The 12562-nt window shown below is 49.3% G+C and carries 7 protein-coding genes; 4 read left to right on the forward strand and 3 right to left on the reverse strand.

All coding sequences use genetic code 11. From position 1 onward, the window contains the following. Nucleotides 1-37 precede the first annotated feature (37 nt). Together emrD and ampC are read right to left on the reverse strand one after the other, a co-directional pair. Nucleotides 38-1282, reverse strand: coding sequence for a multidrug efflux MFS transporter EmrD (emrD, locus tag N5E87_RS10320; RefSeq protein WP_086903978.1), 1245 nt, complete (start codon nt 1280-1282; stop codon nt 38-40). A 357-nt stretch (nt 1283-1639) separates the two neighbouring features. Further along, nucleotides 1640-2779, reverse strand: coding sequence for a class C beta-lactamase (ampC, locus tag N5E87_RS10325; RefSeq protein ID WP_256657313.1), 1140 nt, complete (start codon nt 2777-2779; stop codon nt 1640-1642). A 607-nt stretch (nt 2780-3386) separates the two neighbouring features. Here ampC and N5E87_RS10330 point away from each other — a divergent pair. The 4 genes from N5E87_RS10330 to N5E87_RS10345 all read left to right on the forward strand — a co-directional run bounded on the left by N5E87_RS10330 (nt 3387) and on the right by N5E87_RS10345 (nt 10315). Next, nucleotides 3387-4151, forward strand: coding sequence for a DTW domain-containing protein (locus N5E87_RS10330; protein ID WP_086903956.1), 765 nt, complete (start codon nt 3387-3389; stop codon nt 4149-4151). 254 nt (nt 4152-4405) lie between these two features. Beyond that, entirely contained in the window at nt 4406-5662 is a 1257-nt protein-coding gene (locus N5E87_RS10335; RefSeq protein WP_086903955.1) for an efflux RND transporter periplasmic adaptor subunit, read from the forward strand. Then, on the forward strand, nt 5662-8829 hold the full coding sequence (locus tag N5E87_RS10340; protein ID WP_086903954.1) for a multidrug efflux RND transporter permease subunit: 3168 nt from the start codon (nt 5662-5664) through the stop codon (nt 8827-8829). The genes N5E87_RS10335 and N5E87_RS10340 overlap by 1 nt, the downstream gene beginning before the upstream one ends. After that, on the forward strand, nt 8822-10315 hold the full coding sequence (locus N5E87_RS10345) for an efflux transporter outer membrane subunit (protein WP_279775314.1): 1494 nt from the start codon (nt 8822-8824) through the stop codon (nt 10313-10315). The genes N5E87_RS10340 and N5E87_RS10345 overlap by 8 nt, the downstream gene beginning before the upstream one ends. 51 nt (nt 10316-10366) lie before the next feature. Here the strand turns inward: N5E87_RS10345 and N5E87_RS10350 are convergent, their stop codons facing one another. Continuing rightward, a complete protein-coding gene (locus N5E87_RS10350; RefSeq protein ID WP_086904733.1) occupies nt 10367-12424 on the reverse strand; it encodes a PhoX family phosphatase in 2058 nt (685 codons plus the stop codon). Between the last annotated feature and the right edge of the window lie 138 nt (nt 12425-12562).

The raw sequence follows: 12562 nt of genomic DNA on the forward strand, positions 1-12562 counted from the left end.
CCCACGAATGTGGGCTTTTTATTGGGTGTTTTGCCAACTATGGATTTTGCGGTAATAGGGTGTGGTGGGTATCGTTTTGATCCCTTGCATAATGCAAGGCGACAATCACTAACAGCACCATCAGCGCGCTCAGTAAACCAATGCTTAACTGGCCGCCCATTGGTACGAGTGACATGGTTAAGGCCGCGAGTCCCGCGCCGAAATTTTGTAAGCCACCGAGTAGGGCGCCCGCAATGCCTGCTTGGCGTGGAAACGGCTCTAGCGCTGCCGAGGTTAATGTCGGAAATAACATACCAGCGCCACTGAAAAACAACATTGAGCCTATCAATAAACTCCAACCCACGACCAGCTGAAAAATACCGGGGATCAACATAAACAATGCACCAGTGCCCAGGAGTGCAACACCTTGCAAAACCGTACGCTGCGCCTGTTTCTGCCTACCCGCAATCAGGGCGCCGAGTAAATATCCAGGGATCGGTGCCACAAAATAACAGCTCACCATAAACGGCGAGAGCTGCAAATATTGTCCATAGAGTACGCCAGCAATGGCTTCGAAGGCGGCAATGCCAGCAAAGGTCGCGATAAGCGAAAGCAAATAGGCCCGAAAACTGCGGTGGCGCAGTACATGTCGATAGGATGCCAATATGGGTTGTTGCTCTCGCTTATGCTTGGGTAAGGATTCCTTAAAACCAAAGCAAAGGAGTAGCCAAACCAAACTGCCAAATCCAAACAGCACCCAATACACAGCCTGCCATCCCCAGTAAGCTGAGGCAAAGCTGCCTAAGAAGGGCGCGACTAAGGGCAAAAATACCACTGCCATAGACACATAACTGTTAAATCTAACTAGGTTATCGCCAAAGTAATGATCCCTCGGAATACTGCGGCACAGGGCGCCCGCACTCGCGGTACCTAGCCCCTGTAGTAGGCTTGCGAAAATCAGTTGGCTAAAACTTGTGGCTTCTGCCGCCATAAACGCGCCGACGATAAAAATACCTATGCCAATAAGCAGCGGCATTTTACGCCCAACGCGGTCGGATAATGGGCCATAGATAAACTGGCATAGGCCGTAGGCGAGCAAATAGCAAGCCATGACAGCCTGTAATTGACTGGCATCCACGGCTAAGCCTTGGGCGATAAGGGGGAGTGCGGGGACAAAAATAGTTTGTGCCATCTGCCCACAGGCCACCATAAAAACCAGCATAAAGAGTAACTGTGTGGCGCTTCCTGCGGCGGGTGTCGGCGCTTTTTGTGAGATTAAAGACGGTGCATCGTCTGACATCATAATTCCATTAAAAAAGCAGAGTTGAACGATGGCGCGCATCTTACCCCCAAAACATTTCAGTTCAAGTGGCAATCATATTGATTTACAGGAATATTTTTTAATCTTACCCATAAGTTTTTCTATCGATTTATGACTGTAAAACTGAGTTTACACTTAGTGTTTATGCTGTTAATCAGGTTTAATTATTGATCGTCGGACGGAGCCTAAGTTAATGATTGGCCGATTTTTATTAACAAGATATTTGATGCCTAAAGCGTACGGATGAAGAGCGAGCTTGCTCTCCATCCAAAGCACAAAGATGATTGCCGGATTTAGGCAGGAATAAACGGTTAGATGGTGACTTAGTTCGACAGTGTTTTAGTTCGACAGGGTTTCTAAGCCTGTGAGTATTTGATAGCCCACGGTCACGCGTGGTGGCACGGGATAATTTTTATTGCTGAGTAACACCATGGCCAATTTCTTTGCCGGAATATAAGCCACGTAGGCGGCAAAACCACCGGTTGAGCCTGTCTTATTCACCCATTGAGCAGCTTGTGGTGCTTGAGGTGGTATCATAGCGTGCACAGGCACGCTGCCAAACACCACTTCTTGAGTATGTCCCGCAAGCAGCTTATCGAGTGCAATTGGATAGGGATAATCTTCCCAAATCAGTGCTTGGGTCATCATACCCACATCAAAGTAGCCGACATGTGTGGCATCGATGGCCTGTTGCAATGCAGGAGTTATCGCGTGCTGCTGCATGTTGATTTCAGCAAAACGTAGCAAATCCACCGCAGTTGTTTTTATCCCATAGGCCTCATCGGCTAACACGCCAGGATTGAGGCGCACGGGCTGGTCTTGTTTATTATAACCTTGGGCGTACTCGGCCATGTTTTTAGCTGGTACTTCGATATAACTGTGGCTTAACCCGAGTTGCGGAAATAGACCATGTTCCATGGCGTCGGCAAAGCTTTTGCCTAACTGTTTTGCGGTAATCAAGCCCAGTAACCCAATGCTGGGATTGGCATAATTACGATGGGTGCCTGCCCCATAAGCGGGTTGCCAAGTTTTAAAGTAATCCATTAGTTCTACATTGTTGGTGATATTGTCTGGCACTTGCATAGGCAAATCGCCCGCAGTATGGGTCGCGAGATTGATAAGATTAATCTGGTCAAAGGCACTGCCCCTTAATTCGGGTACATACTCGCTCACCTTATCCGTGAGTGTGAGTTTGCCTTCAACTTGAGCATAACTTGCGAGTGTCGCGGTAAAAGTTTTACTGATAGAACCTATCTCAAATAATGTGTTTGTACTGACTTTTTGGTTGCTGGTCTTGGAGCTAACACCATAGGGGAAGAAATACGTTTGCCCATTGAGGCTGATCCCAACGATTGCACCTGGGATCCCATACTCTGTCATTAAGGGATTGATCGCCGAATCGACGAGGGATTGAATGGCCTGCGCTTGTACCTGTGTCGCGTCTTGCGCAGCCGGCGCTACATGGGCCATCAATGGCATCAATGGCATCGCTGCGAGCAGTACTAAACTGAGTGGAGCAAAGTGTTTTACTCCCAATGAGCCTGATGCGCTGCGCGTATTTTTTGCGATTTTCGTGGGTGAAAAGGGCATACAATTCCTTTAATGACAATGGGCTACAATGCTGGGATTCAAAAGCGTGCAGATTAAAAGTAGGCTCTGTTAAATCGTAACGTTTAAAAACAGAGACCGATGAAAGGTGTAACATAAGACAACCCGACTGACTATTAGATTTAGCCCAAGCCGCTGAAGTTTGAGCCCAAGCTGCTGAAGTTTGAGCCACAGTTTAGCAAGCGGTGAATGCTAAGGTACTAAAGCGTTACAGACTAGGTGGGTTGATGTTGCAGGCTGTTCTAATGTGGGGCAACGTGATAAGGGCTTTTATTTTTCATAAGCGTAGGAAATAGCGCTTTTCAATAAGGCTAATTGCACCTTCCTCGGCCAAAGGATACACTGCGCCACCGCGTGCAGGCATGCGCTTATACAGATTGCGCTTATACAGATTGCACTTATGCAGCGTAAAGCCGGTGTGCACTGAGTACCACCGTTAATAACCCGTTCGACCGAAATAGATTGAGAATTGGCTGCCATGGCTCTAGCTCCCCACGCTGTACACCGCTTATATGAATACCGTAAATCCATATCGACTAAACCCTTTGGCGCCCGTGGTAAAAAACTCATTCGCTGTCATTTGTGTCTACTGGGCGAACAATTTTGTACTTGCTCGCTGCGTAAACAGTTGACGACTCAGGTAAGTTTTCTACTTCTGATGTATAACGATGAGGTGTTAAAGCCCACTAACAGCGGCCGCTTAATTGCCGATCTTATCCCTGATACCCATGCCTTTCTCTGGTCGCGTACTGAACCCGCCCCAGAATTGTTGGCGCTATTGGCTTCAAACGACTATCAACCCTTTTTAGTCTTTCCGGCGCAATATGCCGACCAAGGGCAAACCGTATTGACTGAGGTGCCCATGGCCAGTCTTAGCGAGGGGAAACGACCTTTGCTTATCATGCTCGATGGCAGCTGGCGTGAGGCGATTAAGATGTTTCGCAAGAGTACCTATCTACAGGGCTTGCCTATGCTGTCCTTCGACCCCGACACCTTAGCCACCTATGCCTTACGTAAGGGCAGCCATGACTTTCAATTGGGTACTGCGGAAGTTGCCTCGCTGGCGCTGGCGGCAATGGGCGAGGAGGCCAATGGTAAGGCATTAACGGCTTGGTTCGATTTGTTTGTGGAGTCCTCATTGCTCGGGCGTAACCGCCGCTGCCGCGAGGATATTCTGCCTATCAGCGAGTTTACTGACGCCTTCGAAGCGGCGTACAGTGCCGCAAACTCCGTCAAGCTGTAAACCTTTATTCATTCGCCCCAAGCGTATTCGCTCACTTGGGGAGAGTGCTTTGCTTGTAAACGCCTTTAAATTCTCGCTTTAGCATTCCCGTCACAAATCATTGAACTTATTGATTTTAAAATTTCAATTTTATCCCGTTTGTCTTACACTGGTTTTGCATTGGTCACAGGACGTTACCTAGAACCGACTAAAATTGTTCAGACCACTTTGCCTATGCGAGTGGTTCCACTGTCTTTAGAGTGCGGGATTCGCATATGCCTCAACCATCTGTTACAGCTCGTTTTTTTGTTCCACGCTTAAGCTCATTTTCCCTTTATCTGAGTGGAGTTTTGCTCTGTCTCTCTGTGAGTGGCTGCCAAGAACCCGACATCAAAATCTCCCCTAAAATGGTTGTGGTGGAAAAAGTCACCACGGCAACCGTGCCACTCTATGGCAATTATATTGGGGTGACCCAAGCTTCATTAGACGTAGAAGTTCGGGCTCGGGTCGATGGCTTTGTGGAGGAAAAACGTTTTGTTGAAGGCAGTGCGGTCAAGGCGGGTGAACTGCTGTATCAGATTGATAATAAACCCTATGTAGCTGTGGTGAATCGTTTAAAAGCCAAGCTGTCCTCACAGCAGGCGATTCTCGATAAGGCCGAGCGGGATGTGAAACGCTTAAAGCCGCTGTATGAGCAGGATGCCGCCAGTCAACTCGATTACGATAACGCGCTCTCCACTTTGGCGCAGGCGCGTTCTAACCTCACCGCGAGTCGCGCCGAGGTGGAAGAAGCCGAATTAGAGCTGAGTTATACCGAAATTAAGGCCCCAATAGCCGGACTGGTGAGCCGCTCCGAGGTCGATATTGGTGCACTCGTGGGCAGTAAGGGCCAATCGCTCCTAACGCGCGTCAAACAGGTCGACCCGATTTATGTCAGCTTTAATATGTCGGCGCTGGATTATTTAAATGCCCAGCGTCGCCTGACCAGTTACTCGGCGAAAAAGGAAGCCGAGGTTGAAGGTAAGGCGCTCGCGGGATTTGTGCGGATAACGCTCCCCGATAGCAGTGAATATCGCTACCTCGGAGATGTGAGTTTTACCGATCCTCAGGTAAACCCTAACACTGGCACCTTTGAGGTACGGGCCATTCTGCCCAATCCTGAAAAGGAGCTGTTGCCCGGCCAATATACTAATGTGCGGATTAAACTGTCCGAAATCCCCAATGCGATAGTCATCCCGCAAAAGGCTACTCAGGTGGATCAGGGCGGGGTATACGTGATGGTGGTATTGCCCAATAACACGGTAGAGCGGCGCTTTATCGTGATCGATCATCAAGGGATTGAAGGTGTGGTGGTCAAAAGTGGCCTCAAGGCAGGGGAAATGGTGATCACCGAAGGCATGCACCGTGTACGCCATGGGCAAATTGCCGAGCCGTTAAGCGCGAAGGAATACGCCGAGAAGGAAGATGAGATGTCAAAAGCCGAGGCACTTAAGCGCCAAGCCTTGGAGCAGCAAAAGCAGGAGCAAAAATAATGGCGCAGTTTTTTATTAATCGGCCGATTTTTGCCAGCGTCATCTCTATCGTTATCGTGCTGCTCGGGGTGATTGCGATGTTTAAGCTGCCCGTCGATCAGTATCCTTACATCACGCCGCCACAGGTGACCATTTCTGCCTCATACCCAGGTGCGAGCTCTACCACAGCCGCCGAATCCGTCGCCACACCGCTTGAGCAGGAAGTGAATGGTGTGCCGAATATGATTTACATGAGTTCCAAGAGCACTAACTCGGGCAGTACCAGTGTGACCATTACCTTCGATGTGGGTACCAATGCGGACTTGGCAGCGGTGGATGTGCAAAACTCCGCTCAACAAGCTTCGGGTGGACTGCCGATTGATGTGCAAACCGAAGGGGTGACTGTCTCTAAAGATGCGTCGGTGGAATTACTAAAACTGGCGTTAACCTCAAACGATGAAAGGTTCGATGAGATTTACCTGAGTAATTACGCCACCATTAATATCGAATCGGCGCTCAGGCGGATCCCCGGCGTGGGCCGCACCCGTAACACGGGTTCACGCAGTTATGCGATGCGTATTTGGTTAAAACCCGATGCCATGGCGGGGTACAGCTTAACCACCACAGATGTGATCAACGCCATCAAGGCACAAAATAAAGAATCCCCCGCAGGTACCATTGGTACTCAACCCAATAATGACGATATCAGTTTAACCTTGCCCATCAGTGTGGCGGGCAGATTAAGCTCGGTGCAAGCATTTAACGAGATCATAGTGCGCGCTAATCCCGACGGCTCGATTATCCGGCTGCGGGATATTGCCGGCGTAGAACTTGGCTCCTCCGCCTATACGTTGCAATCCCAGTTAAACGGTGAAAATGCCACCATTTTACAGGTGTACTTACTCCCCGGCGCCAATGCCCTCGAGGTGACCCATAAGGTGAAACAGGCGATGGCCGAATTGTCGCAAAAGTTTCCCCAAGGGATAAAATGGGAAGTGTTTTATGATGCGTCCATCTTTATCCAAGAATCCATCGATGAGGTGATCCACACCCTCATCGAAGCCTTAGTACTGGTGGTGTTGGTGGTGTACTTGTTCCTGCAGAATGTGCGCGCCACTTTGATCCCCGCCATAGCGGTACCGGTTTCCTTGATTGGAACCTTAGCGGCCATGCTGGCCTTTGGTTTTACCATTAATACCGTGAGTTTACTCGCCTTGGTTCTCGCCATCGGGATCGTGGTTGATGATGCCATTGTGGTGGTAGAAAACGTGGAACGCTTAATCCATGAGAAGGGCATGACTGCAATCGATGCGACTCGAATTGCGATGAAAGAATTGTCGGGCGCATTGGTTGCCACCAGTTTAGTGCTCTGCGCGGTATTCGTGCCCGTATCATTCTTAGCGGGGATTACCGGCATCATGTACCGCGAGTTTGCGGTGGCGATTACGGTCGCGGTGTTGATTTCTACTCTAGTGGCTCTGACCTTAAGTCCCGCACTCTGCGCCTTGTTATTAAAACCCAGCAAGGTACCACAGCGGGGATTCTTCCATTGGTTGAATCGCAAACTCGACTTGGGGACCAACCAATATGTCGGCTTAGTCGCTTTAACCAATAAATACGCCAAACGCAGTTACTTAGCTTTTGCGATTATGTTTGGTGGTACCTATTTCATCATGTCCCATTTGCCAAGCAGCTTTATGCCCGATGAGGACCAAGGTCGATTCTTTATCGATATGACATTGCCCGATGGTTCTACGGTGAATCGTACTGAGGCGATTTTAAAGAAAGCCGAGCAATATGTGCGCGCCAATCCCGCCGTGGCCTATTCATTTACGCTGGCGGGGGAAAACCGCCGCTCGGGGGCGAATCAGGCTAACGGCCAATTTGAAGTGGTGCTTAAGCCTTGGGCCGAGCGCGAAGCCAGTCATGCCACGGTACAATCCGTGATGAAGGCGATAGATAAGGATCTGAAAAATGTCTTAGAAGCTGAGTTTAACCTGTATTTGCCATCGGCCGTCCCCGGTTTAGGCAATGGCTCTGGGGTGGAAATGCAGCTCCAAGATACCTCAGGCACGCATTTTGATGGCTTGATTGAAACCGCCAACGAATTAGTCGAGCAGCTAAAGCTGCAGCCTGAAGTTGCCAGTGCCAGCGTGTCGCTGCAGAGCGCAATCCCGCAATTGCATTTGACGGTCGATGAGGCAAAGGCGATGGCGATTGGGGTGAATGTGGGTGATATCTACAGCACAATCAAAACCTTAACCGACTCATCAACCGTGAATGACTTTAACCTCTTTGGCCGTGTGTATCGGGTGAAGATCCAAGCGGAAGAGAGTTACCGTCAATTCCCGCACCAAATTAAAGATTATTATGTGCGCTCATCGAGCGGCGCTATGGTGCCGATTGGTGTGTTGGCAAAGTATGATTATACGGTGGGGCCGTCTTCCGTGACCCACTACAATTTATTCTCCAGCGCTTCAATCAATGTGACGCCCGCAACGGGCTACGCGACAGGCGATGTTATTCAAGCCATCGAGCGGGTCGCAACGCCAATCCTGCCCGATGAGTTTAAATACGAATGGACAGGCATTACCTACCAAGAGGTGCAGTCGGCAAACCAAACCGGTATTGCCATTGGGTTAGCCCTGTTATTTGTATTCCTGTTTTTAGCTGCGCTCTATGAGAGTTGGAGTATCCCGGTGGCGGTATTGCTGATCGCGCCCATCGCACTCTTAGGTGCGGCGGTCACGACCTTAATCAGTGGTATGCAGAGTAACTTATTCTTCCAAGTGGCCTTTATCGCCTTGATCGGTATGGCGGCGAAGAATGCGATTTTAATTGTCGAGTTTGCCAATCAGTTGCACCAGCAGGGGCGTACGCGAATTTCGGCGGCGCTCGAAGCGGCGACCATGCGCTTTAGGCCGATTTTAATGACCTCAATGGCGTTTATTCTTGGGGTGTTACCGCTGGTGTTATCCGAAGGGCCAGGGGCTGTGAGTCGGCAATCAATTTCGTTACCCATCTTGGGTGGAATGGTGTTGGCAACCACCATAGGTATAGTGTTTGTGCCGCTATTCTTTGTGACGACTGCAGGCTGGGTAAAAAAGAAAACCATTAAACAACCTATTAAAACAAAAGAGGAATTACTCCTAGATCAAGAAACCGTTGAGGAGGTGAGCCGTGGTTAATCGCCTAACTCTATCCGACTCTCAATCAAGGGCGACTCAGCCTTGGATACAGTCCATTTCGTTGGGTTTTCGTTTGCGCGTAAAGCCGCTTTATCTAGGGCTAGTGACGGCATTAAGTGTTGCAGGTTGCGCCATGGGGCCAGATTACCAGCGACCCGAGCTGGCGTTACCGAGTCAGTATCAAGCACAAATCTTGTCTCAAACCACTGCCGAGCAGGGAAATGTAAAGGACGTTTCGGCATTATCTTGGCGGCATTTTTACCAAGATCCTGTGCTGATTTCTTTGATTGAACATGCGCTTGCGAACAATCTGGATCTGCAAATGGCGCAGTCGCGCCTGCTCGCCGCCCGTTCAAAAATGACAGTAGTCGACAGTGCGCTTTGGCCAGAAGTCTCGGCGAACCTAGGCTATGAGCGCAGTCTCGATAGCGGTGCAACCAGTAAGGATCCCAGCCCGACTACCGCTGTGGATCTGGCGGGCACTGTTTCGTGGGAGCTCGATCTCTGGGCGGCAAACCGCAGGGCGAGTGAGGCCGCCATGGCCGATTATCTTTCGGAGGTTGAAAAGCTCAGGCTCACCTATGTCAGTCTTATCAGTGACATTGCCAGCCGTTATTACGAATGGCTCGATATCGAGCAGCGTTATAGTGTGTCTATCGACACCGTGGGCTTACGGCAGAAGGAACTGGATATCGCCAAGCTTCGCCATGCCAATGGCGTGATTTCGGGCCTCGATGTGCGTCAGGCAGAAGTAGAGCTGCAGAGTACGAAAGTGACCTTGCCGACATTAGACTACGAAAGAAAGTATAAAATAAATCAGCTGCATATCTTGCTCGGTGAATACGATTACGTTTTACCATCCCCGCAGGGCTTACCCGAAAATATGGGGTTACCCTATGAGCTCAGCACAGGCGTACCCTCTGAATTACTGACATTAAGGCCCGATGTCAAAATGTCGGAGCAAGCTATGATAGCCGCCAATGCACAAGTGGGTATTGCCAAGGCTGCGTTTTTTCCTAAGTTCACCATTTCGGGCCAATATGGCAGGGAAAATAATCACCTTAAGGATATTTTCGATAGTAATGGAGTGACTTGGTCGCTCCTTGGCGGCATTAGTACGCCGATATTTAATCGTGGGAAAATTGCCGCCGAATACGATATCGCCACCGAAGAGGCGAAGCAGTCGATGCTAAGTTATCGCAATGTGGTGTTGACCGCTTATTTTGATGTGAACGATGCGCTGAATAATCTTAAACGTGCCCAAGAGGCCATCAAAGCGCAAAGGGAATTAGTCGAATCTTCATCGGCTTATGCGCGTCTTGCACGGCTGCGTTACCAAAATGGTGTCGCTACTTCGCTGGATTTAATGGATGCGCAGCGGCAATTATTTAGCGCCCAATTAGCCTACAGCGAGATCTTAAGGGATAAGCAATTGGCCAAAATTGCCTTGTACCGAGCCCTAGGTGGTGGTGCAGTCAGTGAATAAAAAAATCCCCGCATGGCGGGGATTTTTATCGGGTTTTGGAGGGGATGACGATTAGACCGCCACTTCTTTACCATCGAGTTTGCGGATCACTACCGTTGCCGCACGTGGGCGCAGTACGGTACCAGCAGGCGTTATTTCGGCGGCATTATTCGAATACGGCCAGTTACCCGGATGCTGAATGTTGGCAAAAACCGAAGTGTAATCGGGGCTAATAGCAAAGCCTGTGACTTCACAATCGTTTGGCCCAACAAAGAAACGCTTCAATTCCATTTGGTTTTCGGCCGTCACACTCGCTTGCTTGTTAGCACTGTCGACTAAGGTTGATGGCACAATCGCTAGCATTTGATCGTTGGTTTCTTCGGCGACTTCTTTGGCACCATTATCGGTTTGCACCCATAAAATACCGCGGGCGTCGAAGGCCAATCCATCGGGGCTGGCAAATTGGTTTAGATCCGTTAAGCCCGACAGGTTGGTCTCGGCATTGCCATCACTCGGTGAACCAAAGACAAAAATATCCCATGTGAATTCAGTGTCTTTATCACCTTCATCCCAACGAATAATATGTCCAAAGGTGTTTTTGAGTCTGGGGTTGGCTGGGTTGGCTTCGGTACGTTTAGAGTTGTTGGTCAGGGTTAAATAGGCTGAACCTGTGAAGGGATCTACCGCGCACCATTCAGGGCGATCCATCGGTGTTGCGCCGACTAAATCTGCAGCCCCCGCGGTATTTAAGATAATCTCGGCCAGACTGGCAAACCTATCACCTAGGGTTTTGCCGACTGTCGTTTGGCTATCTAAGGTTAAAGGCAACCAGACACCACCGCCATTTTCGTTAAACTTAGCGGCATATAATATTCCTTCATTCATATACTTATCACCCATTTGCAAGCGATTTGAGCTGTTGGCATCCTGTGGTTCCCACACCGCATTTGACACAAATTTATATAAGTATTCGAATTGAGAATCGTGGCCAGAGTAGAACACCACAGGTTTACCTTCGACTAATTTTCCGAAGGTACAACCCTCGTGACGGAAGCGGCCAAGGGCAGTCCGTTTGATGGCGCGTGAACTTGGATTGTAGGGGTCAATTTCAACGATATAACCGTGGCCATTAGCCTCGTTGCGATAATCATCTTGTGCACTATTGCCCTTAGGCGTGACATCAAAACGTGCGAATTCATCGAGACGTTCTTCTGCGTGACCCGCTAAATCATCCCAGCCATAGCGAGTGCTGCTTTTGCTGATCCCGATGCGGGCTTGATCGGCGGCTAAAGTGCCACGGTTGGCAAAGTAACCCGGCCAGTTTTCTTCGCAGGTCAAATAGGTGCCCCAAGGCGTGTAACCATTACCACAGTTATTTAAGGTGCCACGAGCCTGACTGCCATCGGGCGAGTAACGGGTTTCGAGTAGCGGTGAATAGGCGAGGGGGCCGGCTATGTCCATCACAGTTGCGCCGGTAAAGCGGCGGTTATGGCTGTCGTTGTAAACAACTTCCCATTGATTATTAACGAGTTTAATTCTAACCACCGACACACCGTGGGCATTAATTTCCTTACGGATCTCATCGATAATGGTCCGTAATCCAGTGGTTTCATCCACGGTTGGGCCATTCGGATGCAGGGCTATCTCATCTATATATTCATGGTTGATACAGAGTAAACCGTCATCGCCTGCATCATTCAATGGGAAGAAATGCATACCATCATGGTGCATACCGACGGAGTTTGCTTGGTCATCGGCGGTATTGCTGCCATCGGCTTTCCAAGGCGCAGCCTTAGAATTTAATGGTGTTCCCCAAGGGGCGAGTACTTGTGCGCTGTAACCTTCGGGTACCACAACCGCATCCAAGCGAGCGCCAGCGACGGATGTGAAGTTTAATTTGGCGCTACTTTGAGTCGGTGGCAGTGGCGGCACGGGATCGATAGGTGTTGGGGCAGGGGAATTGTCCGAACCACAACCCACTAATCCCATGCCTGCGAAGGCGGTCATCGCACCTAGGCCTAATCCACTTTTAACAAAATTACGGCGGGATAAATGTTTATCCAACACTTGATTAAAAGGTTCGTTATTACTTTTATTATAAAGTGTCGGGTCAAAGGTGGCCTTGCTCATATTTTACTCCAGCTAGTTCGATGAATTAAATTTCGAACCTAAGCCTAAAGTAGCAATATGACACTAAAGCTGAGTTTATATGACAGTAATACTGCAATATAATAATTTTTCTTGTTTATTAAAAATAACTTAAAAATA

It is taken from the genome of Shewanella sp. GD03713 (genome assembly GCF_029843705.1).
GTDB lineage: Bacteria > Pseudomonadota > Gammaproteobacteria > Enterobacterales > Shewanellaceae > Shewanella.